Origin of the sequence: Spiroplasma endosymbiont of Dromius quadrimaculatus (assembly GCF_964031155.1) — a bacterium.
Taxonomy (GTDB): Bacteria; Bacillota_I; Bacilli_A; order Mycoplasmatales; family Nriv7; genus Nriv7.
Genome location: NZ_OZ035010.1, coordinates 1,031,114 through 1,057,454 on the forward strand (window position 1 = coordinate 1,031,114; position 26,341 = coordinate 1,057,454).

Consider the following 26,341-nt stretch of genomic DNA (forward strand, 5'->3'; position numbering starts at 1 on the left):
ATAAAATTCCAATTTAAATTGGAATTTTATTATTTATCATTTTTCTTTATTTTTATCTTTTGCTAATTCTTTTAATTTTAATTCCATTTCAACAATTTTTGCTTTTAATTCAAATTTACAATGAATTTTTTCACATTTTTAATTAATGAATGAACATCTTATTAAGTTTTTCTCTTAATTTACTTTCTTTTTAATCTTTAAAAATTAAAATAGCGGATACAAACCAAAAACAAAATTATAATGTCAATATTTATTTAATACGCCCCCATTATTATTTCGGTCTTTCTCAGGAAATATTTTTAATTATTCCTTTTGTAAAAGCATAATAAAAATTTGTCATCATTTGAATAATTTGTTGTTCAGAAGAACCTAATACATTATTTGCTTTCGCCATTTGTAAAAAATAACAATCCATTTCTTTAGTTTGCATATCTTGTTTTCATTGAATAATAAGTGCATAATGTTCCTTTAAAATATGAGGATAATGTTTTGCTAAAAAATTAAACGCATAGTAACTAATATCAATAAATGGTAATAATTGCTCTTTAATAGCTCCAATTAATGACAAATGCACTGCCACTAGTGGATCATCAAGTTTAGGTCATAAAATTCCCGGCGTATCTAGTAAATGAATATTTTGCGCTAACTTGACTCATTGAATCCCTCTCGTAACTCCTGGTTGATTAGCAACATTACTTACTTTTCTTTTAACTAAATTATTAATTAACCGTGATTTGCCGACATTAGGAATCCCAATAATCATCACCTTAATTTGTCAATTTGGAATGCCACGAGATTTTTGATGATTAATTTTATCTTTCAATAATTGATTAATTAATAAAATAATTTCATTTTTGGGTTGATCAACTAATAAATTAGTTAATACTACTTTAACTAACGGGTCTTTTTTTAAAAATGCCATTCATTCTTGATTTACTTTCATATCACTTAAATCTTTTTTATTCAAAATAATAATTCGTGGTTTATTTTTAAATAATTCTTGAATAATTGGATTAATACTAGAGTTAATGGCTCGCGCATCGCGAAGTTCAATTACTAAATCAACTAATGCTAATTTTTCTTTCATCAAGCGAATAGCTTTTGCCATATGACCTGGAAATCAATTAATATTTAACTTTTCCATTAATATGTCTCCTTAATTGAAAAATAAAGGCAAATTCTACCTTTACCTTTATTAATTATTATGCCTTATTTCTCTTATTAGAACTAACTACTTCTTTAATTCTTGCAGCTTTACCAATAAGATCACGCATATAGTATAACTTCGCTCTTCTAACACGACCAATTTTTAAAACTTCAATTTTATTTATTAGCGGTGAATGTAAAGGGAAAGTTCTTTCAATACTAGTACTACCAGTAAGTTTTCTTACGGTAAAACTAGAACTAATACCTGACCCTTGACGCTTTAAAACTAAACCAGTAAAAACTTGTGTTCGTTTTTTGTTACCTTCATTAATTTCAACAGCAACACTTACTGTATCGCCAGATTTAAATTTTGGAATATCAGTACGAAGTTGTTGTTCAGTAATTTGTCGATCTAATTGCATATTCATAACAATTGCTCCCTCCATTATTATTTATTTTTTATCTTTTTCTAATTCAGTAATTCAAATTTGCTCTTGTGGTGTTAATTGATTTAAATCAATCAAATCTGGTCGCTTTTTATATGTATTATAAAACGCTTGTTGTTTTCTTCAAATATCAATATTTTTATGATGACCTGATAATAAGACATCAGGAACTTGCTGATTATTAAAAACTAATGGTTTAGTAAATACAGGATAATCTAAATACTTACTAGTAAATGAATCATTTTGATGTGATGCTTCTTGAATAACACCTGGTAATAAGCGAATAACAGCATCACTTATAACCATACTGGCAATTTCACCAGCACTAAGAACATAATCACCAATAGATATTTCCATATCAACAAAATCTCTAATTCTTTCATCAAAACCTTCGTAATGACCACAAACTAAAATTAATGAATTATTACTACTAGCCATTTCACTAGCAATATCCTGTTTAAATGTTTTTCCTTGTGGCGATAATAAAATCACTTGACTATTAGGGATTTGCTCACGAGCATAATTTATCGCTGCAACTACAATTGGCGCCATTAATACCATCCCATTACCACCACCATATTGATAATCATCAACTTGTTGATGCTTATCAATAGCAAAATCACGAAGATTAATGATATTAAACTTTACTTTTTCTTTCTTAACAGCATTCTTAATAATTGATGTATTAATAAAACTAACAAAGAGTTCGGGAAATAAAGTGATAATTTGAATTGTTGTCATTAATTTTTTGCCTCCTCTATAATTTATCAATTATTAATTAACTTAACATAAACAGTATTTTGTTCTCAAAGAATATTCATAATAAACTGTGAAACATCGGCCAACATTTTTTGTTCACCAATAACTGTTTGAATAACAAAAACACCGTGCGCTTTAGTAATAAAGTAATCAATCACTTCACCAATAAGTGAATTATCATCAACATTGATAACTTGTAATCCAATATAGTTTTCAACTTCATCATCATTTACTAAATGAGGATTATTACTAAGTTGAAATAAATCTTGAGTCTTTAAAAATAAAATGTCATTAATATAATCATAATTTTTAAATTTAACTAAAAGATCACCTTTATGACTTCTAGAACTAACAACCGTTAATATTTCATAAGTATAATTATTAGAATCATAAAAATATATATCATGATTAGCATCAAAGAATCGCTCATATTTAGGCATTAAACATCTAATCTTTACTTCGCCCTTTAAAGCATGAGTATTAATAACCTTACCAATTTTAACAAACTTCATTATTCGTTAAAAGCCTCTAAAGATACTTTAATTCTTTTTTGCTCTCTTGATGCCTTAACATTAACTAAACGACGAATCGAATCAATAATTAATCCTTTTTTACCGATTAATCTTGCCAAATCACTATCACTAGTCATAATAAGAATTTCTAATTCATTGTCATTTTCATTTAACATTCTAATTTGAATATTATTAATATCTTTAACAATTGGACTAATTAATATTTTAACAGTATTAATGTAATTCATCATTAGCTAACTCCATTTATTCTCTCGAATTTTTTTTATCAATAACCTTTGCTTCTTTTGAAACTTTAACCGTTGATTTAGAATTACTACTTTTATCATCATTTACTTTGTTTTTAACTTCCTTAGCTAAATGTTCTTTTTTAATCACTTTTTTCTCTGCTGTTGATTTCTTTGCTTTATTTTTTTGTCGTAATTCATGAAATGCCTGCATAATTTTTTCTTTTGCAAATAAACTACGAACTGTTTCAGTTGGTTGAGCACCAACGGTTAATCACTTTAAAGCTAATTCTTTATTAATTTTTAACGAATCATTTAAAGAATCATATGTTCCAATTAATTCAATATATTCACCATCTCTTTTAATACGAGAATCAATAGCAACAATACGATAAAAAGGTTGTTTAGTTCTTCCCATCCTTTTTAGTCTTAATTTAACCATAAAATATAAGTACTCCTCTCACTATTATTGGTTTAATTATCTTTTTAAACCATAATTAATAATATCGTTAATCTATATATATGTCAAGCAAGTTTACTTAACAGTTAATATTATTACTACTTAAAAAAATAACTTATTTTTATAAAAAAGATTTACTATTGAATAGTAAATCTTGATGAAAAATTATTTTTAATTAAACTTTACTTATATTCAAAAAAGAACGCTTGATTAGTTCCAAATTCTTGAAATATACCCGTAGTATCCGATAAACGATAAAAATGATTCATTTTGCCTTCCAAACTAATTAACTTATCAATAACACTAGCATCAAACAAGAACACTTGATTAGTATCTCCTTGCTCAAATATTCCGATAGTATCGGATAAACGATAAAAATGCTTAACTTTATGATTCAAACTAATTAACTTATCATTAATATTAGCATTAAAAAAGAACGCTTTATTAGTATCGCCTTGTTCAAATATTCCCATAGTATCCGATAAACGATAAAAATGATTCACTTTGCTTTCCAAACTAATTAACTTATTACTAGCATTCGCATCAAAAACGAACCCTTGCTTAGTATCAGCTTGTTCAAATATTCCCATAGTATCCGATAAACGATAAAAATGATTCATTTTGCTTTCCAAACTAATTAACTTATTACTAGCATTCATATCAAAAACAAAACTCTGTCCAGAACTATCTTCTTGAAATATTCCCGTGCTATCCGATAAACGATAAAAATGATTAATTTTACGATTCAAACTAGTTAATTTATTACTAGCATTGGCATCAAACAAGAACGCTTGATTAGTAGTAAATTCTTTAAATATGCCCCTAGCATCCGATAATGATCAAAAATTACTAGGTGATTTATTTAAATTAGTTATTTTATTATTAGCAGCACCATCAAAAAATAACGCTTGTTGCTTACTATCACCAATTATTGCTCTCGTATTTGATAAGCGTCAAAAATTAATAACAGTTTCATTGAAACTACTTAACTTATTATTATCAAAAAAGGACGCTTTTCCTTGCAAGTTTTCTTTAAATATTCCCGTAGTATCCGATAAGCGCTTAAAAGTGTCAAATTTTTTATTTAAATTAATTAATTTATTACTAGCATTCGCATCAAACAAGAACGCTTGATTAGTAGTAAATTCTTTAAATATTCCCGTAGTATCCGATAAGCGTCAAAAATTATCAATTTTTCGATTTAAACTAGTTAACTTATTATTAGCATTCGCATCAAAAACAAAAGCTTGTCGCGAAGAATCTTCTTTCAATATCATTAAGGTGTTAGATAAGCGTCAATTAATTAATTCAACATTTTCCATATTTATATTTATATCTAATTTGCTTAAATGTAATGATTTTGTTGCTGGTGTTGTCAGCCTATCACTAGAACTACAAGCGATAAAATTTATTATTACACTACTATTGCAAGCAATCGTTCCTAATATTTTAAATAATCTTTTCATATCATTTTAGACCCCCGATTATTTGTTTTCATACACAATAATTATTAGTTTCATTATATCACTAAATAGAAAAAAGAAAATAACTCTATATATAAAACTGATGCTAATTACTTATCGTATAAACCCAAATAACACTAGCGGGGAACATATTTCCTATCGTAACGCTAATTGTTCATTTCAAGAAATTCAATTTCGACTGTGCAAATATTCTAAAATTTGATGATAATATTTTAGTTTAGAAATATGAGGAATAAGATTTTGCAACTCATAATTAGTAACTTTTTTATTATTTACAGTTTTAATATTCTTTAATATGAAATAAAACCCTCAATGAACTAAAGGTGCTTTTTGTTCTTAGCGTCACAATGTTTGAGGATTAATTTCAAGAACAAATTGCTTTGGTAATTGTTTCTTAATTTGAAATGCTCCCGAAAGAACTAAAGAAAGCGGAATTTTCATAAACTCATTTCTTTGCGATAAATTTTTATTAAAAGCTTCAAAAATGATTTTCTGCTTTGAAGTATCTAAAATATTTCCAAATTCATTAGTAGGGTCTCATCAAATTTTACTATTATATGCTTTATTGTTAGCACATTTGTTCTGTTCTTTTCACTCTTGAATTCACAGCTCATAACTTGCTTTGCTTTTTGACTCTTGATATGAAATTTCTCCTAAAGGATTAAAAACATTACTATGACATAAAATATCATCTCATCTTGTCTTATTAGTTGTTGGATAATTAATTCAAGAATCCTGTGTTAAAAATGATGCTGATTGATAAAAGTCACCAGATTTTTCCCATAATATTTTTTCAATAACTTCATTAACAATTGCTCCTTCAAAACCAGAAACCCTAGCACTATCATTAATCTCAATATTTTTAACAAATTCATCTAAAGTAATATCCTTATCCACCTTAATGACAATTTTATTTCCTTTTTCTAAATTAATTCAATGATTTTGTTCATAATTATCACCAATGGGTAGTAATTTATCTTGATAAAATACGCAAAAATCATATTGTTGATTTTTAAATGGCATTTGTAAAGCATTACATCCATCTAAAAATAGCGGATTTAAAATTAACAAAAGCGAGAAAGTTTTAATTAAACAAAATTTTTTCATTATTTAGAATCTCCTTATTAAATATATTTATCAAATATAAAAGTAATTGTTGTAATATTAAACATTAACATAAATGTTGATTTGAAAAATAAAAATATTTATTAAGATAACAATTAAAGTTAACACGATTAAAAATAAACTTACATCTCATCACCGAATTTTATATTGATAATATCTTGTTCTTTTAATAGAAGTTTTATACCCACGCGTATACATTGCTGTTCCTAAATTATCAGCACGGATAAAACTACTATTAAACATTGGAATAATAAAAGCTTTAAATTATGGTTAACTTTTGTCATCAAGAACCGCTAATATCACTACCTCGACAAGCTTGGGCTAATAAATTAGTTTTAGCTTCTCTCATTAGCAATGGTAAAGCATTAAGCGTAATAGTCAAGCCAATAGCGAGAGCATTAACTTTAACTTTACAATATTTTAACGGTTTTAAAAGGTCTTCTAAGCTATTAAGTAATACTTCTAATTTAGTCGTTCTGATTAACAATAATGACCAATTCATAACTAAATAAAGTTTACTAACAATATATAGTGATTTAAAAATTGTCTGATAAGAAAAAGCAAAAATATTTCAACGAAATATTAAACCTAATCGCATATCATTTACTGTTTCTAACATTCCACTATGAATTCGTTCTCTTCGTAATATTGCTTGAATTCATTGTAATTGTTCTTCTTTATTTCATTTTGTTAAAAAATCATATTCACTAATATTTAAGAACTTTATTGAAAAATAATTATTTTGATAACCTCACTTTAATAAATTAAACTGCTCATTAGCATCATTAGCATCCGGCAAAGAAATTTAAATAACAAAACTAGAAACGATTAATACTAATAAAAAAAGTAAACCCATTTTTCATAATGGTTTAATTAAGAAAAATAATGGTAATTGCGAACTAATAAATAATATTAAAAATATTGTCATTAATACTAGTAACCCACTAAACTTAATTTTAAATAACGAAATAATCATTAAAAGTAAAATAGCAATTAATTTAACTCGGGGATCTCAGTTATGAATTAAAGAATTTTTTGGATAATAATTAATGTTATTAATCATTAGTAATAACATTTCCCTTCCAAAAACTTTTCTTCGTTATTATAGTTATATGATAATTGATAAATTTCCTTATTTTTAAGTTCAGTGTCCATAACTCCATACGCACTTTTAATATCCTTAGTAAAAATAAACGGGCAAGTATTTCCAGAATTAATTTTTTGTCATTTTCCAGCTTTTAAAGCTCATAAATCACCAATAAAGCGACCATAATGTTTCTTGAATTTAGAACTAACATCATTAAAATAAAACTGATCTGGTGTTGTCATTATATTTTTATCAAAAATAATATTTTGTAATGTCTTATAATTTTCACTACAATTATTGATTCGTGCCTTAAAAATATTATTTTCATCATAAATAGCAACAATCCCACATTCATTAGGTGCTAAACTGTGATAAAAAGTAAAATAATCTTCACTAGTTAATATTCCTTGCTTAAACGCATAGTCATAACTATTATTTAACGATTTATCATTAGTTAAAATATTCTTAACATTTTGCGATCATTTTATAAATTGATGATTATTAAGCATTATTAACGATATGATTACAAAAATACTTACTGAAAATGTTACTGTTAGAAAAGCACTAATAACATTAATATTATCTTTAATGTTAACTGATAAATAGTTTTGCGACATTAAACGCATATTAGCATTAAATAACTTATTTAAAGGATTAAACAGTCATAATGCCACTAAGAAATTAGTAACAAATCCCATTAATGCCATCGGTAATGCTGATATTAAACCACCAACGGCATATGTTAAATCAAAAAATAACAAATCACTAAGAAAATATCAGAACATAATTAAAAAACTTAATGTTCCAACAATAACACCAAAACTATAACGATTATTAATTTGTTTTTTCAAAATTTTAATAACTAAAACATCAAAAGGAAATATTAATCAATATACTAAATTTCAAGCACTAAAACCATATAATAACATTATTGCCAAGTTAAAAATAGTAACAATAAAAATACTATCTCGTAAAGAAAAATAAAGGGTATATAAGCACAGCAAAAATGATACTAATTCTACACCCACAATATTACCTAATAAAAATTTTACACAAATAACCATTGCTGATAAAAATGATAATAAAACTAGTTTTTTAACACAATAACTATCTTCTTCAATGCTAACTACTGTTGATTTAAAAATATTTAATTTCATCATTGCCTCCTGACTATAAACAAAAACCACCACTAGGTGATGGTTTAAGATTAAAAAATAAATTTTAAAAGTAGTTAAATTAAAATCATTTTTTAATAACCCATCCCCAGGAGAATTAAATAATTTTTTCTAAGGTAGGTCTCCTGACTTAATTTCAACCACTAATTATGCCTTCTCAAAAATAACTTTTCAATGACTTATATAATTAATGTCAATATTACAGTTGCTGGGACAGTTTTAGAATCACACTAAATTCCCTTTTAATAATTACATTAAATGCAATTAACCTTATAAAAAATATTTTTATTTATTTATAAAGTAATCTTACAATAAAAATAACTAACTCACATTTATTTTTAAAAAATATTTTAAAAATAAAATAATCAGAATATAAAAAAATACTATAAAGAATTTCTTCATAGTATTAATTATCTTCGTAATTAAGCAGCAACTGCTACAGCATCAGTAATAACATCAGTGGATGTTATTGTTGAATTAGAATTAAAAATAAAGTCATATACTTCTTCATAATGTTTAATCGGAATAATTTTTAATTCATTTAACACCTCGTTAGGAATATCATCTAAATCTTTCATATTTTTATCAGGTATTAAAATTGTACTAATTCCACTGCGATGAGCAGAAATTGATTTTTCTTTTAAACCACCAATTGGTAAAACATTCCCTCGTAAAGTTATTTCCCCAGTCATTCCAACATCACTAGATACAGGTCTTTTAGTTAAAGCAGAAATTATTGCTGTTGTTATTGTAATCCCCGCTGAAGGTCCATCTTTAGGTACTGCCCCTTCAGGAACATGAATATGAATATCATTATTACTAAAAAACTTGGAATCAATATTAAACTTCTTACTATTAGCTTTTAAATAATCCAAAGCAATATTTGCTGATTCCTTCATAACATCACCTAAAGTTCCTGTTAAAACTAACTGTCCTTTACCTGAAAAGAAATTTACTTCCATTGAGAGAATATCGCCACCAAAAGCAGTATATGCTAAACCAGTAGCAACACCAATTTGAGCTGTTCCTTCTTTTTCAGTATATTCAAACTTATGTTTACCTAGATATTGCTTAACCTTTTCAATATTCACTAATTCATCACTTAAATGTTTAGCTAAATAACGAACAATAAACTTTCTCGCAATTTGATGCAAATATCGCTCTAACTGTCGTACACCAGCTTCACGAGTATAATATTTAATAATTTCTTTAATTGCACCATCTTCAAATTTTAATAACTGCTCATTTAAACCATTACCTTGCAATACTTTAGCAATTAAATGATTTTTAGCAATTTCCATTTTTTCAATTTCTGTGTAAGATGATAATTGAATAATTTCCATTCGGTCTAATAATGGTTCGGGAATATCTTCCATATAGTTAGCCGTAGCAATAAACATTACTTTTGATAAATCATAATTTTCTTCTAAGTAATGATCAGAAAACTCAAAATTTTGTTCTGGGTCTAATACTTCCAACATCGCACTAGCAGGGTCACCACGATAATCATTAGCCATCTTATCAATCTCATCAAGCAAAAATAAAGGATTAATACTTTTAGCTCGTTTCATTGATTGGATTATTCTTCCTGGCATTGAACCAATATATGTTTTTCGATGACCACGAATTTCTGATTCATCACGAACACCACCTAATGATAACTTCACAAAATTTCTTCCTGTTGCTTCAGCAATTGACTTAGCAAGTGATGTTTTTCCTACTCCGGGAGGACCTACTAAACAAATAATTTGTCCTTTTAATGATTTAGTCATTTGTTTAACAGCTAAATGTTCAATAATTCGTTCTTTAACTTTTTCCAAACCATAATGATATTTATCTAAAGTTTGTAAAGCAAATGGTAAATCCTCAATTTCTTCCTTTTCTTCATGTCAAGGAATCGCCATTACCCAATCAATGTATGTTCTAATAATATTAGCTTCACTTGATGCTTGTGGCATCATTTCATAACGATTAATTTCTTCCTTAACACGAACTTTAATATTCTCAGGAAATGGTTCTTTTTGAAGACGATCTAAATATTTCTTCATCTCATTACTATCGTCATCAATTTCACCTAATTCTTCTTTAATTGCTTCAAGTTTTTCTCGTAAATAAAATTTCTTTTGCTGTTCATCAATTCTAACTTTAATTCTTTCAGAAATATTTTGATCAATTTCACCAGTTTGCTTACCACTATTAACATTATCAACTAAAAGATTCAAGCGTTGTTCAACATTCAACTCTTCTAAAATAGCTTGTTTTTTATCTAACGGTAAAAAAGGTAAAAACTGTGCTAATGTATCAATTACTTCTCCAGGACTACTATTAATATTTACCTTAATCTCTTGTAAGATATCTTCAGGAAGACCTTCTTGCATTTCCAATAATCCTGTTAAATTATTAGTAATTTTTTGGACTAATTCTTCAACACTACCTTCATGATTTGATTCTAAAACCTCAATATCACTTTCATAATAAGTACCATTATCTTTTAAATTCAGTAATTTAACCCGATTAAGTGACTTAAAATTAACCGTAAACGAACCTTCTTCTCAAACTTTTTTTATTTTTAAATTAGCAATAACTCCAACATCAAATATTTCATCAATTGTTGGTTCATCATCTAAAGGTTTTTTTTGTGATACTAAAATAACTTGATTATCAAAATTATCCTTAGCCACTTCAATAGTCTTTAATGATTTATTACGACCAATTTCTAAAACCTGCTCAAATCCGGGATAAATATAACTACCTCGTGTAACCAAAACAGGAATATTTTCCAAAGACTTTATTTGTTCTTTATCTATCATTATGATACCTCCATAAAACAGATTTACTTAATTATATAATAAAAATTTAGCACTTGCAATATTAAAATGCTAAATCTATTTTATCCATTATTCTCATAAAGAAAATTTAATAACCTACGATGTTTTAAACCTTCTTCAACAATACTAGTATCCATAATTTTTTCTTTAGCTTCTTCTGGTGTCATCTTATAAAACTTAGCAAACTCAATAATTTCTTGTTCTACCTCATCATTACTAACTTGAATTTTTTCTTGCTTCATAATTTCTTGTAAAATTAAATAATTACTAATTTTTGTTTTAGCGTCGCCGCGTAACTCCTTTTTAATATCTAATTCAGTTAATTTAGTTAACTTCAAATATTCTTTTAAATCAATATTTTGTTCTTTTAACTTCTGCTCAAATTCACCTTGAAGATTTAATACTTCTTTATCAATAATTGATTGAGGAATATGAATCGTTGCTGTTTTAGAAATTTCTAATAATAAATTATTAATAAACTCATCTTTAATTTTTTCTTCATTTTCCCTAATCAAATTTTCTTTAATAAAATTTTTTAATTGTGCTAAATCTTCAATACCATCAATATTAGCATCTTTTGCTAAATCATCATTAATTTCTGGAACAATCTTATTTTTAACTTCTTTAATCTTAACTTTAAAAGTTACTTCTTTTCCTGCTAAATCTGGTTGTAAATAATCTTTAGGAAACGATACAAGTAAATCCTTTTCTTCACCAGCCATCAATCCAATCATTTGTTCTTCAAAACCAGGAATAAACTTTTTTGAACCAATTTCTAAACTAAAATTTTCTGCTTTTCCACCAGCAAAAGACTTACCATCTTTAAACCCTTCAAAATCAAAAATAACAACATCACCATTAGTAATCTTATCTTCTTTAATTTCTAAAATAACTGATTTTTCTTGTAACTGACTAAGTGCCTGATTAATATCCTCATCATTAACAATATTTGCCATTTTCTCAATTTTTATATTTGTATATTTTTCAACTTTAACTTCCGGTTTTAAATCAAATTCAAAAGAAATAGTATATTTTTCCATTGACAAAGCATCAATATTTCAACTTGGCTGATTAAAAGGTTTCAATGGATCATCTTTTAATAAAGCAAATTTTCACGCTTTATCAGCTGCAATATCATGAGCTTCATTCAAAATTTGTGCTTCACTTAAATATTTTTGTACCATCGCTTCTGGCACTTTGCCTTTACGAAAACCTGGTATTTGTAAACGGGCTTTCAACTTATTTGTTACCTTTTCAATAATATCTTCTCATTCTTCTTTTTCAAATTCAATAATATACTTTCCTTTATTTTCTTCAATATTTTTTTTACTTGTAAATTTCATCAAATATCCTCCTATATTTCAACGATTTAATTATACCCTTGTTTAATTACTAAATGCAATTAAACTTTAACAAATATCCAATAATAAATCTTAAAAAATTTGTTCTTTCTCAATTTGTAATAAAAATCTTTCAGTAAGAACAACATCAGTTTTTAAATTTTGACAAATCTGTTTTAGCTTACATTCATCATCACCTTGCATAATTTGTGCTTTATAAATAATAGCACTAACTACCGCAGGAAGATCCGCCATTAATGGCAAATTAGGATACTGACTATATCAATAATTTTCTCATAAGTATCAACAAACCTGTTCTAAACTAGGATTATCATTATAAACAAAATTACTTAAAATAGTTTTAACTTTTTTAGTACATTCATCAAGATGAAATTCAGAAATCAATATCGGATTAACAAAATACTGACCATGTGTTTTTTGAACAATAAACACCTCATCAATATCTTGTCTTTTTAAAACTATTAACAAATGCGTTTTATTTTCATTTCTAAACAACGAATTTTTTAGATAATCTCGTAATGTTGATAATATTTTTCTAGCATTTTGCTCTTCTAAAAAATTAAACGCTACTAAATGAATTTCTTCATCAAACGGATTATTAATAATTTCTTTAATTGTCTCTAAATCTCATTGCTTAATATTTGGTTTTTCTTTTGTTAACTGTTGAATTTCATCATAAAGTTTAATAATTTGTTGTTCATATTTTTTTGGTATATAAGGTAAATCTAATTCAAATTTTAACTTAACTTTCGCTTGTTCATAGTTTTCATTAGCAATTAACTGTTCAATTTCCTTAATAAAAAAAGTATAATATTTATTATTCATTAAACTTATTCACCAACATTTTTATTTTAAATGGCGCCCATGAAGAGACTTGAACTCTTGACCCTGCGCTTAGAAGGCGCATGCTCTATCCAACTGAGCTACATGGGCACATTTTATACTACATAAAAAATAATAACATTATTAGCTTTAAACTGCAATTATTTTAAATAAAATTAATAGCCACTAAATCCTTTAAATATAAAAAAATGTTAATAAATAATTTTACAAAAATGTTGATAGAAATTATTTTTTAAATTCTATCAACATTGCTTCTTCATTTGTAAAAAGAATTAAAAATTTATTCCCTTTTATTATTTTAAAATTCCTTCAATTTCTTTAATTTTATTAATTGCTTCTTGAAAATTTTTAACCTTAAAAATTTTCTTTTTACTAATATCATTGTATTGTAAACTACCTGATATCATCTCATTAATACCATATCCAGGAATTTCCTCAATATCAATATTTGATTGATACAACCTAAAATCACTATAAACACATATTAAATATTTTTCTTCCTGCAAACATTGTTCAAAGGCAAAACCATATTCCATATATGTCCCACTATCACGGCCATCAATATCAAATATTACATATTTTGACTTTTTAATCTCTTCATAATCTTTTTTAAATATCTCGTTATTTTTTGGCGTAGCATTTTCATTATTAAAACTAAACTCAATGGGATTTAAAATTTCAAAATCATCACCTAATTGCTTTCTTAAATTTATTCCTTCTGCTTTTCTCTGATTTTGTTCTGCTTCACTAAATAATGGTCCCGCATTATAAACAAATATTTTTTTCATTCTTATTGTCCCTTTCCAAATACTTATCTTTTAATATCACTACGAAAGTGGTACCACTTTCGTAGTGATATTATATTTAAAATATTGCTGGTGAAGTTGCCAATTTATGAACAAAAATCCAAAATTATTATTTAATTTCTAATCCCAAGAAGTAAACTTTTGTAAATATTCTCTAATTGCTTGTTTCATATAAGAGGTCTTATGCTGTTCAAAATATTTCTTCTTAAAAGCACTATCTCAGCCCCCATACATCGCATTACCACCAATTAAACCATAAGTACTATATCAACAAGTTAATTCTTCTTGAATATTATCAAGTTAATTCTTCTTGAATATTATCAAGTTAATTCTTCTTGAATATTATCAAGTTAATTCTTCTTGAATATTATCAAGGTATTTTTTATTTTTTAATAACTTATCTGGTTGTTGCCCACAATTAGCATAATATTTTGTAATTTCAGTATTTTTTCTAGTAAAACGAACGGCTGGTGCTACTTGCCCAAAAAGTTGTTGGACATCATTATCTTCTAAATAATAGTTACGATAAATATTATCCTTAGCATTAGTAAAATTAGAATTAAAATCATTAATATCATCACCTAATACCATCATAATGCGAATATTAACAGCAATTCCTTCTTTAATATGCAATTTATTACTGTTTAAGTAATGATAACGATCTTCTTTTTCTTTAACAATATTTTGTTCACTATCTTTAACACCTGACATTCATCAATGAAAATCTTGTAATAATTCTTTTGGATAATTTTCTTTAATTAAATTATTTCTTGTTGCTTCTTTATGAGTATCTTGCAAACGATTAGAAACAAACATTACTAATCCCCCATTTTTATAAACATGTTGAACAAAATCTAAAACCCCTGGGAAAATTGTTGCTTGTTGCGAATTAACCCACTTATCTCATTCAAGAGAATGAAATGGTTTGTTATTTAACAGATTATATGCTGATGATGGCGTATTATCAATAAATGTTTCATCTAAATCAACAGCTACAACAGGAATAAACTCATTTTCTTGGGTTTGATTAATTGTTAGTTTATTATGTTCTCATTTCACAAGATTATTATTCAATTTACCCTTAGTTAATGCCTTATCAACTTGCTTTTGTTTTGCGATAACTTGACTATATAAGTCTTTTTTTAAGCGATATTGTGTTAATAATTGTGCTTTTCTTTCAGCAGAAATTGCTCATAATACCGACTGTAATGCTCCATATTCATTAAAAGCAGTAGTCAAATTGTCTTTACTAGTATGATTACAAGATACTAAAAAGTTAGCACTTATTGTTAATGGGGCAATTGTTAATAACATATTTTTTAATACTTTTTTCATATTTAATACTCCTATATCTAGTTTATAAATTTAATCATTGCATTTTATTTTCAATAAATAATATCCTCCTTCTATTTTATTAAAAATAAAAATGCTTATATTTTTATATAAGCATTTTAGCATCAAATTAGTAATAAATTTTTCGATTTAACGAATAAAATTTCTAAATTAATTATCTTTTAAATAAGCAATTAACTCCTTTGTTGTTGTTTTATTTTTAATAATAGCATTTAATTCAGCAAATGAAACTGCTTTCATTTTTGTTATTGTTTCAAACTGTTGATATAACTTTTTAATAGTTAACTCACCTAATCCTTTAACTTTTTTTAACGAATTAACAAATAAAGAATTAGTTCGTTGTTGACGATGAAATGAAATTGTATAATTATGGACCTCTTCTTGAACTTTAGTTAATCAATGAAATAAAGCACTCTTTTTAGCAATATCCAACCGATAACCTTTATTATCTAATAAATAATCAGTTTTGTGATGACTATTCTTAACAAGACCGACAACTGGTAAACTAATATTTAAATTTTCTAATTGCAACTGCACACTATCAATTTGTAATTTACCACCATCAACAATAATTAATTCCGGCATTGGTTCTTTATTCATTAATTTTTTTCAATAACGACGATAAACTAAATTTTGTAAATAATGATAATCCCCTTGTTGCTCAATTTGAATTTTATAACGACGAAACAGTTTTTTAATTGCTTGACCATTTTGATAAACAATAACCCCACCAATAACATTATCATGTCCTAAATTGGCAATATCCATAATTTCAATATATTGTGGTGTCGCGATTTTTAAAAGTTTTCCTAATTGTTCAACAATCTCATAATAACGATACTTAATTTGATAAGAATCAACAAGTTGTTGCTTTAATAATTCTTGAGCATTCTTAGTAGCTAAAGAAATAATTTCTTGCATTTTTTTAGTAAGCTTATTAATAATTTTAATATTTAATGCTTCTGCCAAATCATCTAAAACAATATTTGCAACATATAATTCTTGGGGAACAGTATTATTAGTATATAACTGTTGTAAATAATTTCTCATTGCATCAGTTAAATCATCATTAAATAAAGTAAAAATTTGTTCATCTTTAGAAAGCAATTGTCCATTACGATAAAATAATGCTGTTATTGACAATTTATGATCTTTAATAGCATAACCAATAAAATCACGATTACGAAAATCACGAAATTGAACAAACTGATGAGAAATAAATAATTGTAACTTATCTAAAACATTTTTTAATCTTTGTGCTTCTTCATATTGTAAATTAATCGCTGCTTGTTGCATTCGCTCAGTAATCTTATTTTTAATATCTTGATTTTTTCCTTGAAAAAAATCATTAATTTTCTTTTTCATCAAGGCATAATATTCCTCAGGAATCTTTTTAAAACAAGCACCCGAACATAATTGCAGATGATAATATAAGCACGGCGTTCCTAAACTTCCTTTACATCTTCGCAAAGGAAATAATTGTTGCAATATCTTTAAAACTTCTCTAGCCCCCGTGCCATCAGGAAAAGGACCATAATACTTACCATTATCTTTTTGAATTTTACGAACAAAACGATATTCAGGATTATTTTCATCAGTAATTTTAATATAAGGATAGGTTTTATCATCATTTAATAAAATATTATATCGGGGACGCTTATCTTTAATTAAATTATGTTCTAACAATAATGCTTCTTTTTCATTAATTGTTAAAATATAATCCACATCAGCAATTTCACGAACTAATTTAGTAGTTTTAAAATTATGTACTTTATTAAAATAATTATTTACCCGCTGTTGAATATTTTTTGCTTTACCAACATAAATTAATTGTCGCGCTTCATTATAAAACTGATAACATCCCGAACTTTGTGGTAAATTTTTAATTTTTTCTTGTAAAACAAGGGGCTTAACTCACACCATTATCAAAATTCCTACTCTTTATTCATAATCAAAACTTCACGAGACTTGGACCCATTTTGCGGTCCAACAATACCATTAGCTTCTAAACTATCAATTAATCTTGCTGCCCGATTATAACCAACACCAAATCTTCGTTGAATTAATGAAGCTGATGCCTTTTTATTGGCAATAACAAAATCACAAATCTCATCATACAATTCATCATCTTCACCTGTAATAATATGACTAGTATTCATCCTTTGTGTGGATTCATGGAATTGTTCATTAAACTGCGGTTTTTGTTGCTGAGAAATAAATTTAATTAACGCACTAATGTCTTCGTCATTAATGTATACTCCTTGAGCTCTAGTTGGTGTTATTTGACCATAAGGAGCAAATAACATATCACCACTACCAATTAACTTCTCAGCTCCCATACTATCTAAAATTGTTCTAGAATCAATTGAAGAACTAACAGCAAAAGCAATTCTTGATGGAATATTATTTTTTATAACGCCAGTAATAATATCTGTTGATGGTCTTTGGGTTGCAATAATTAAATGAATTCCTGAAGCTCGTGCCATTTGCGTTATTCGCATAATACTTTCTTCAACTTCTTTTCCAGCAACAACCATTAAATCAGCAAGCTCATCAATAATTATCACAATATATGGTAACATTTCTTCAATTGCCACTTTTTGATTATAACTAGCAATATTTCGCACGCCAATATTAGAAAAAATAATATATCTTCGTTCCATTTCACTAATAATTTGTTTTAAAGCACGATTGGCTTTTCTTAAATCAGTAATTACTGGTACTAATAAATGTGGCAAATTATTATATACCGATAATTCAACGCGTTTTGGATCAATTAATAAAAATTTTACTTCATGCGGTTTAACCCGAAGAATTAAAGAAGCAATAATACTATTAATACAAATTGATTTTCCACTACCAGTAGCACCCGCAATTAGTAAATGTGGCATCTTATCTAATTCCGCAAATAAAATTTTTCCCATTACATTTTTACCAATGGCCATTAATAATTTACTATCTTTCTTATTAAGGGGAACATTTTCCATCACTTCACGAATCGTAACTAATGCTGGTGAAATATTTGGAATTTCAATTCCCACTGCTGACTTGCCATGAATTGGTGCTTCTAAACGAATATCTTTTGACGCTAAAGCTAACTTAATATCATTTTCTAACGAAGTAATCTTACTTACCTTAACGCCCATTCCTAGTTCAATTTCAAACTTAGTTACTGCTGGTCCAATATTAATATTAGTAACTCGCGCTTCAATATTAAAATGTTTAAAAAGACGATGAATTTTTTCAACATTATTTTTTGCGGTTTTAATATTTAAATCACGATTAACACTAATTATTGGTTTTGTTAAAAGACTAACTGGTGGCAATTGATAATTAGGATTAATTATTGAAGGAAAATAATTACTTGGTATTATTGAAGAAGAAACTTTATTATCCAAAGGATTAATCTCTTCAATAAATTCTGGGGACAAATTGTCACTAATAACAACTGCTTGTTTTGTTTGATTATCGGATTGATCAATAACTGAAAATACCTCATCTAATGCTGATGAGCTAGTTGGATAAGATTTTATCCGTTCTTTTTGAATTGGCGGTTGTTCTTTATTAAAAGGTGTTAAATAACTATTAGCAGCAAAATCTTTGCGCACCACATCTAATTCCATTAATGATGTTTGATCATAACCAAAATCATCACGAGAAAATGCTTGTTGATGATACTCTTGTTCTTTAATTACCTTCTCATTAAGATTAATTTTTGGTGTTAACTTCGAATCTCAATTATCAATAAGGTGATAATTTTTATTACTATAAATATCATCAAATAATAAATCTTCATTCATTAATGAATGATGTAAATTAACGGATGGTAATTTAATCGTAATATCAGAATTTTTTGTTGTATGTAAAACTTGCCGATCATTACCATTAATATTTTTAACATTAACAGTTTCAAAATATTGCTGATATTTCTTCTCAGCATTTTTCTTATTTTTAACATTCTTTTTAGCCATAAAACTAACAACATGTAAACTATTATGTTCCTTATTAACTTTTCATTGATAAAGATATCAAGGATTTCCTGTTAAAATTCATGAAATAATCGTTGTTAAAAAAACTAAACTACATATTAAAGAAACAATTGTTGTTAAATAACCAAATACTGCTGAAAACAACATTCCAATAAATCCGCCACCAGCAAAAGGAATAAAATATGAACCATTAATATGAAAAAATTTCTTAATATCTAATCGTTGCATAAAAAGAGAATTTTGTAGTCAATTATCCGTATAAGAACTAATAACTTGCGAAAACCAATTTTGTTCTGCATTAATAGAAGAACGATGATAACTAATCAATAATACAATATCATTCACAAATCAACAAATAGCTAAAACAAGTAATATTATCATTACTTGAACTCGTTTCTTAATTTTAATTTGAATACCACCAAAAATTCCAAAACTCACTACTAAAATAACAAAATAGATAATATATTTAAATCATCCAAACAGAAAATTGAAAAGAACATCATCTAAAAATTGACCAATAACCGTTAAACGAGCAAGCGCCAAAATACTAGCAAAAATAATGAACAAAGCTCATATTTTCCCACCAATTTTATCACTACGCCGAATTTTCTTCTTTAACTGAATAATTTTGGATTTCGCTTGTTGTTCTTGTTCATATTTTGTAGTATTGCGAGGATTATTTTCAAACTCGACAAAATCACTACTTATTTTATCGCTATTCATCCTTTTATCTCCTCATATTTTTTAAGTAATAGTTAATTTATCTCATTAATTATTGCTAAAACCATTGGATTTTTACCCGTTTCTTGACGACATAACTCTTGCAACTCACTACGGATTTGATTTTTAACTGTTGTACCATCAAACTCTGATTTTTTTTGATGTTCTTCAACAATAGTACGAACTTTCGCTTGCATTTTATTAGTTAATTCCTCATCATCTTGAATAAAAACAACCCCACGCATTTGCACATCAACTAAAGAAACAATCTCTTTACTACGACGATTTAATGTAATTCCACTAATTAAAACTCCATCACGAGCTAATTGCTTTCTTTCATTTAAAACAACAGCACCAATATCGCCAACCCCAAGACCATCAACATAAATATTATTACATTTTAAAGAAACTGGTGATGGTCCTAATTTACCATTAATAAACTCTAAAATTTGACCACTATCCTTAATTAAAATATTATTAATTAGAATTCCTGCTTCTTGAGCACTATTTTGCGCACTAACAAAATTTTTATGTAATCCTTTAATTGGCATAAAAAATTTTGGTTTCATAATTCCAATCATCATCTTAATATCTTCATATGAAGCATTCATATCTCACACTTTTTTATCGGATAACGCCATAAAACGAGCATCAGTTCTTGCTAATTCATCCAATATTCTCGCATGTTTTAATTCATAACCAGGAATCGGTGGCGTTGCTAAAATCACAGTATCCGACTTTTCTATTTCTAAATGCTCATCATCGCCACTAATAATTTTATATAATCTTGTATAAAGTCGCTCACCACTACCTGTAACAAAAATTACTGAATTGTCATTAATAGCATCACTAGTTAAATTTCTAAACTTAATTTTATTAAATTGCAAATAAGTTCCTGACTTAAATTCTTCTAAAATTGATTTTAATGTGCCCCCCATAACAATAACGTCACGATTAGTTTCACTAACCAACTCCAAAATTTCACTTATTTTATATAAATCCTGTTCATGACAAGCAATAATAATTTTAGACTTTGCTGCTTTAAAAGTTGATTCCACTAACTTCTTACATTTATGATTAGGAGCCGTATAATCATTACGACTAGCATAACCAGAATCACTCATCAATAATAAAATTTTATTATTAGCAATTTTTGCTAAGTGTGCCATATCCGTAGCAAAATTACTGCGTTCTTCACTATCAAAAATATAATCACCCGTATAAACAATAGTTCCATCAACAGTCTTTAAAGCAAAACCAAAACTTCCTGGAATACAAGTTGTCGTATTAAAAACTTCAATTTCATTATCACCAAAAGATAACATATCCTTTTCTTTAATTTCAATTAATTCATTTTCACTATGTCACACCTTAAACTTGTACAGTTTTTGTTTAATTAAAAAGATTGTTAATTTACTAGCATAAATAGGAATTTTAATATCCTTTAAAAGATATGTTATTGCTCCAAAACATTCGTCTGATGGTTTAGAAATAAATAATCCTTTAATCCGATTAACATTTTCTTTTAAATAAGAAAAATCGGGAATAACAGTATCAATTCCTAATGCTTCTCGTTCAGGGATTTTACTACCAGCATCAAAAATAAATATATCACGGTTAACTTCCACCACATACATATTTTTTCCGCGTTCATCAAGTCCCCCTAATGCAAAAACTTTTATTGTTGCCATAACTATTTTTTCTCCTCTAATTTAATATAATTTTATTTTAAAATATTGCTTCTATTATTATAACACATTGATTATCCAGCTAAGCAGAGAATAATTTCTTATCTTATTTGTTTCCTCAATAATTAAAATTCATTCTGATTTTTATCTTTTAATTATACTATAACTATTCGCAAATGCAAAAATTTGATAAATGCTGTTTATTATTAAATTAACTTAATCACAATTGACTTAATCTTATTAGTAAAATATAATTGTTCTTATATATTTAAGAAACCGAGGTACTAAAATAATGAAACTTACTAATATCAACCAAAAATGAAAATTATCAGCATACTTTGACAGTAAGTTTATGAAACAAGCACTTATCATTATGATTCCTCTAATCGGTCAATCATTACTAATTGCATTAATGAATGTTATTGATGTCTTTATGATTGGTTCTTTTTTAAGTCAAGAAGTTCTTAATGGCGTTGGTGCTGCTAATACCATTCTGTTACTGGCAATGTTCGGTTTTTTTGCTACGAATATAGCCGGAAGCATTTATGCTTCTCAATATATTGGTAATAATAATCTTAAAAAAATGCAAGAAGTAAATAACATTAGAATTATGATTAATGTCACAATGTCAATAATATTTACCATCTTTATCTTCACATTAAGAAATGATTTAATTAAACTAATTATTGCTTCTGAAAGCAGTAAAACAATGTTAAATTTTAATTCCCAAATCGCAATTGATAATGGCAGTTTATATTTAGCAACTGTTATTTGAATTTATCCGCTTCTAAGCGTTATAACAACCTTATACCAAAATATGAACGAATGTAATAAAACATATTTACCGTTTCTTTTTACAATTTTTCCGGTATTGACTAATGGCATTCTCAACTTCATCTTTTTATTTTATTTAAAAATGGGAGTTATGGGAGTTGCTATTCCTACTGTAATAGCAAGAATTTTAGAAATAACTATTGTTATTACATTTCTTTTAATTACTAAACCCGTGTTTCGCCCAATGAAAAAATTTTGATATGTTACTAAAGATTTATTATTAAAAATTCTTAAATCGCTTTTGCCAATATTTTTAGCTAACATTCTTTTTGTATTATCATTAACAGCACAAACAGTTATTTATTCATATTATGGTGGAGCCGATATCCTATCAGCAACCGTTGTTGTAATGAATATTATGAATATTTTTTATGCCGTATTTAATAGTTATAGTGCCATTGTACCAATCTTTATTGGTAAACAATTAGGTGTTGGTAAACTGTCACAAGCAGTTGCCAATCTTAAAAAAATTATTGGTTTGCTATTTCTAATTGCGATTACTTTCACAATAATAATTTTCGGTCTTTCATTTTTCATTTTTGATATTCTATTTACTAACAAAATTAGTAATGAAGCCATTAGCACAGCAAGATTTTATTTAGGATTACAATCCCTAGCTTATTTCTTCTTATCTTTTTCAATTATCTTTTTTAGTGTTTTACGCGCCGGCGGATTTGTAAAGTTAGCTACTGCCTTAGATATTCTTTGTACTTGAATTATTATTGTTATGACACCATTAATTGTTAGTATTATTGTAACTAAATATTTTCCTAACTTTGATTACAAATATATTTTTATTATTTCTACTATTGGTGAAATTATTCAATTTGCTCTTGTTACCATCTGTGTTATTAAAATAAAATGAGCACGAAAATTAATTTAAAAAATAAAATGAACTCCTATTTTAAACTAATAAGAGTTCATTTTATTTTTCTATTCAATTTTAATTTTAGTTTCATTAATTAATTCTAAATTAACACGATTTTTTTCATCAATACTAATTACTTTTACTGTTACTTCTTGTTTTAATTTTAATAACGGCGTATTTTTGGGTATTTTTGAATTATGTAATAATCCATCAATATTCTCTTTTAAATTAATGAAGTAACCAAACTTTTCAATCCGAACAACAGTTCCCGTAATAATTTCTCCAATTATAACTGGTTCAATAATATCTTTAATTAATTTTTCTGCCATTAATATTGATGCTTCATCTTTGTGATAAATAGTCACTTTCCCTTGGTCATTAATATCAATTTTAACATTGCCAGAAGTCTCAACAATATTAGTAATTACTTTACCACCAGCACCAATAACATCACGAATGCGATTAATCGGAATTTGTAATTGCTTAATTTTAGGGGCATTTTTATTTACTTTATTACGCGAAATATTAATTGTTTGCTTCATATTATCTAAAATATGCTTCCTCCCAATTTTAGCTTGTAATAATGCTTCTTTAAAAATTTCCATTGTAATGCCATCAATTTTAATGTCCATTTGTAAAGCACAAATTCCTTGGTTTGTTCCCGAAACTTTAAAATCCATATCGCCAAAGTGATCTTCACTACCTTGAATATCACTTAAAATAACATAATCATTACCTTCTTTAATTAATCCCATTGCAATCCCAGCAACACTAGATTTCAATGGTACTCCACTAGCCATCAAAGCTAATGAAGAAGCACAAATTGCTGCTTGGGAGGTTGAACCATTAGATGCTAATACTTCCGTTACAACTCTAATCGTATAAGGAAAATCATCAATACTAGGCAATACTTGTAACAATGCTTTTTCTGCTAATGCTCCATGACCAATTTCTCTTCTATTGGGCGGTCCAAATCTTCCAGTTTCACCAACTGAAAATGATGGAAAATTATAATGAAGCATAAAGCGTTTACTTTCCTCTTCTGTTAAACCATCAATAATTTGATGTTCGCCTAGAGCTCCTAAAGTTACAATTGATAATACTTGCGTTTCGCCACGAGTAAATAAAGCACTACCGTGAACAATTGGGAGAACATCAATTATTGATGTTAACGGTCGAATTTCATTGTTCACACGACCATCTAAACGAATTTTCTTATTAATAATAAAATCACGAACAAGTTTCTTTAATAAAGTTTGATAAATAGCTCTAATCTGTTTAATAACCATTTTTTTTTCTAATTCATTAACATATTGTTGATTATCATAAACAGCAAATAAAGCATTATAAACATCTTTTAAAGCTTTTTTTTGTTCTTGCTTCGTTTTAATATTTAAAGCACTAATAATTTGTGGTTCATACTGACTAGTAATAGTTGATACTAACTTATTATCAAATTCTAATTCAATAATAGGCATTTTTTCTTGACCAATAATATTAATAATTTCTTCTTGAAAGGCAACTAACTTTTTAATTTCTATATGGGCCATCGCAATTGCTGCTAACATTTCTTCTTCACTAATTTCTTGACCACTAGCTTCAACCATATTAATTGATGCTTTTGTTCCCGCAACAATTAATTCTAACGATGATTGTTCTAATTGTTGACTTGTAGGATTACAAATTAATTCCCCATTTATTTTTCCAATAATAACTCCTGCTACGGGACCATTAAAAGGAATTTTTGAAATACATAATGCTAATGAAGAACCTAATAATGCTACCATTCTGACATCAGCATTAGAATCAACCGCTCATACATTATTAATTACTTGAATTTCGTGATTAAAATTATTAGGAAATAAAGGTCGCAAAGGACGATCAATTAACCTTGATGCTAATGTTGCATATTCACTAGGTTTACCTTCACGCTTAAAAAAGCCTCCAGGAATTTTTCCAACAGAATATAATTTCTCTTGAAATACAACTGTTAAGGGAAAAAAATCTAATGTTGATGGCTCTTCATTAAAACTAACAATACTTAATACTGTACTTTCCTCATATCGTACTAAAATTGAACTTGTTGCTAGTGATGCTAAACTACCATACTCAATAACAATTTTCTTCCCATTAAAATTATTCGTAAATCTTTGTTCTTTATTCATTTGCTGTTACCCTTCTCATCTTCCCACATCTTATTCTATCATATTGTTTTAGCAACAAAAAATATGATCGCTATTTTAAACGACCATTAATAATCTCTGATAATGCCTTCGCATACTTATCAAAAATAATACTAATAGCATTACTTTGTTTAATTATTCCTTGCTGTTTTAACTTCCGAATCTTTTCAATATTAACTTGTTTAATATCTTTAATAATAATTTTAATCTTTGTATTTGTTGCTTGTGCCTCAATAATATTACTAATTGTTCCTAAATAATCAATAAAAACATCTACTTTAAAAGGAATTAATTTTTGTCATTGTTTTTCTGATGAATTTTTATTTTTTAAAAATATCATATTTATTAAGCAAGCAATTATAAAAACTAATAATATTAACCCTAAATCTAACAACAGTATCTGTCATAATTCCATCGCTTCTCTTCCTT

Annotated in this window: 23 protein-coding genes, 1 tRNA gene and 1 riboswitch; of the genes, 1 reads left to right on the forward strand and 23 read right to left on the reverse strand. The window is 26.8% G+C overall.

The window, feature by feature from the left end; genetic code table 4:
• Positions 1–271: 271 nt before the first annotated feature.
• The 21 genes from ylqF to AAHM88_RS05890 form a co-directional block, all read right to left on the reverse strand.
• Positions 272–1,144: a ribosome biogenesis GTPase YlqF gene (gene ylqF / locus AAHM88_RS05790; protein WP_342262552.1), complete on the reverse strand. Its 873-nt coding sequence runs from the start codon at positions 1,142–1,144 to the stop codon at positions 272–274.
• Positions 1,145–1,202: 58 nt separating this feature from the next.
• Positions 1,203–1,574: a 50S ribosomal protein L19 gene (gene rplS / locus AAHM88_RS05795; protein WP_342262553.1), complete on the reverse strand. Its 372-nt coding sequence runs from the start codon at positions 1,572–1,574 to the stop codon at positions 1,203–1,205.
• Between the two features lie 24 nt (positions 1,575–1,598).
• Positions 1,599–2,333: a tRNA (guanosine(37)-N1)-methyltransferase TrmD gene (gene trmD / locus AAHM88_RS05800; protein ID WP_342262554.1), complete on the reverse strand. Its 735-nt coding sequence runs from the start codon at positions 2,331–2,333 to the stop codon at positions 1,599–1,601.
• A gap of 23 nt (positions 2,334–2,356) precedes the next feature.
• Positions 2,357–2,863, reverse strand: coding sequence for a ribosome maturation factor RimM (rimM, locus tag AAHM88_RS05805; protein WP_342189927.1), 507 nt, complete (start codon positions 2,861–2,863; stop codon positions 2,357–2,359).
• On the reverse strand, positions 2,863–3,114 hold the full coding sequence (locus AAHM88_RS05810; RefSeq protein WP_342189928.1) for a KH domain-containing protein: 252 nt from the start codon (positions 3,112–3,114) through the stop codon (positions 2,863–2,865). Before AAHM88_RS05810 ends, rimM begins: the two co-directional genes overlap by 1 nt.
• 13 nt (positions 3,115–3,127) lie before the next feature.
• On the reverse strand, positions 3,128–3,550 hold the full coding sequence (gene rpsP, locus AAHM88_RS05815; protein ID WP_342262555.1) for a 30S ribosomal protein S16: 423 nt from the start codon (positions 3,548–3,550) through the stop codon (positions 3,128–3,130).
• Positions 3,551–3,750: 200 nt separating this feature from the next.
• Positions 3,751–5,034, reverse strand: a complete 1,284-nt coding sequence (locus AAHM88_RS05820) for a hypothetical protein (protein ID WP_342262556.1) — start codon at positions 5,032–5,034, stop codon at positions 3,751–3,753.
• A 354-nt stretch (positions 5,035–5,388) separates the two neighbouring features.
• Positions 5,389–6,159: a hypothetical protein gene (locus AAHM88_RS05825; protein WP_342262557.1), complete on the reverse strand. Its 771-nt coding sequence runs from the start codon at positions 6,157–6,159 to the stop codon at positions 5,389–5,391.
• Between the two features lie 57 nt (positions 6,160–6,216).
• Positions 6,217–6,420: an energy-coupling factor transporter transmembrane component T gene (locus AAHM88_RS05830; protein ID WP_342262558.1), complete on the reverse strand. Its 204-nt coding sequence runs from the start codon at positions 6,418–6,420 to the stop codon at positions 6,217–6,219.
• A gap of 16 nt (positions 6,421–6,436) precedes the next feature.
• Positions 6,437–6,976 (reverse strand): energy-coupling factor transporter transmembrane component T, encoded by a 540-nt coding sequence (locus AAHM88_RS05835; RefSeq protein ID WP_342262559.1) that lies wholly within the window; start codon positions 6,974–6,976, stop codon positions 6,437–6,439.
• A gap of 6 nt (positions 6,977–6,982) precedes the next feature.
• On the reverse strand, positions 6,983–7,252 hold the full coding sequence (locus AAHM88_RS05840; RefSeq protein WP_342262560.1) for a hypothetical protein: 270 nt from the start codon (positions 7,250–7,252) through the stop codon (positions 6,983–6,985).
• The gene (locus AAHM88_RS05845) at positions 7,240–8,421 is read right to left on the reverse strand and encodes a hypothetical protein (protein WP_342262561.1); all 1,182 of its coding nucleotides are present in this window, start codon (positions 8,419–8,421) and stop codon (positions 7,240–7,242) included. Before AAHM88_RS05845 ends, AAHM88_RS05840 begins: the two co-directional genes overlap by 13 nt.
• Before the next feature lie 116 nt (positions 8,422–8,537).
• Positions 8,538–8,727: riboswitch (cobalamin riboswitch) on the reverse strand.
• Between the two features lie 134 nt (positions 8,728–8,861).
• Complete coding sequence (gene lon, locus AAHM88_RS05850; RefSeq protein WP_342262562.1) at positions 8,862–11,249, reverse strand: endopeptidase La; 2,388 nt, start codon at positions 11,247–11,249, stop codon at positions 8,862–8,864.
• 80 nt (positions 11,250–11,329) lie between these two features.
• Complete coding sequence (tig, locus tag AAHM88_RS05855) at positions 11,330–12,610, reverse strand: trigger factor (protein WP_342262563.1); 1,281 nt, start codon at positions 12,608–12,610, stop codon at positions 11,330–11,332.
• A gap of 90 nt (positions 12,611–12,700) precedes the next feature.
• A complete protein-coding gene (locus AAHM88_RS05860; protein ID WP_342262564.1) occupies positions 12,701–13,453 on the reverse strand; it encodes a DUF3196 family protein in 753 nt (250 codons plus the stop codon).
• 31 nt (positions 13,454–13,484) lie between these two features.
• Positions 13,485–13,561: transfer RNA gene (locus tag AAHM88_RS05865), tRNA-Arg, on the reverse strand.
• A gap of 203 nt (positions 13,562–13,764) precedes the next feature.
• Positions 13,765–14,259 carry a nucleoside 2-deoxyribosyltransferase gene (locus AAHM88_RS05870; protein ID WP_342262565.1) on the reverse strand — a complete coding sequence of 165 codons (495 nt, stop codon included), beginning with the start codon at positions 14,257–14,259 and terminating at the stop codon, positions 13,765–13,767.
• Positions 14,260–14,619: 360 nt separating this feature from the next.
• Positions 14,620–15,612, reverse strand: a complete 993-nt coding sequence (locus tag AAHM88_RS05875) for an HAD family acid phosphatase (protein ID WP_342262566.1) — start codon at positions 15,610–15,612, stop codon at positions 14,620–14,622.
• A gap of 168 nt (positions 15,613–15,780) precedes the next feature.
• Complete coding sequence (uvrC, locus tag AAHM88_RS05880; protein WP_342262567.1) at positions 15,781–17,553, reverse strand: excinuclease ABC subunit UvrC; 1,773 nt, start codon at positions 17,551–17,553, stop codon at positions 15,781–15,783.
• A gap of 11 nt (positions 17,554–17,564) precedes the next feature.
• A complete protein-coding gene (locus AAHM88_RS05885; RefSeq protein ID WP_342262568.1) occupies positions 17,565–20,342 on the reverse strand; it encodes a DNA translocase FtsK in 2,778 nt (925 codons plus the stop codon).
• 32 nt (positions 20,343–20,374) lie between these two features.
• Positions 20,375–22,030, reverse strand: coding sequence for a ribonuclease J (locus tag AAHM88_RS05890; RefSeq protein WP_342262569.1), 1,656 nt, complete (start codon positions 22,028–22,030; stop codon positions 20,375–20,377).
• 289 nt (positions 22,031–22,319) lie between these two features.
• On the opposite strand from AAHM88_RS05890, the gene AAHM88_RS05895 reads away from it, so the two are divergent.
• A complete protein-coding gene (locus tag AAHM88_RS05895) occupies positions 22,320–23,744 on the forward strand; it encodes an MATE family efflux transporter (protein WP_342262570.1) in 1,425 nt (474 codons plus the stop codon).
• Between the two features lie 50 nt (positions 23,745–23,794).
• Here the strand turns inward: AAHM88_RS05895 and AAHM88_RS05900 are convergent, their stop codons facing one another.
• Positions 23,795–25,894, reverse strand: coding sequence for a polyribonucleotide nucleotidyltransferase (locus AAHM88_RS05900; RefSeq protein WP_342262571.1), 2,100 nt, complete (start codon positions 25,892–25,894; stop codon positions 23,795–23,797).
• 70 nt (positions 25,895–25,964) lie between these two features.
• Complete coding sequence (locus AAHM88_RS05905) at positions 25,965–26,327, reverse strand: DUF4330 family protein (protein WP_342262572.1); 363 nt, start codon at positions 26,325–26,327, stop codon at positions 25,965–25,967.
• Between the last annotated feature and the right edge of the window lie 14 nt (positions 26,328–26,341).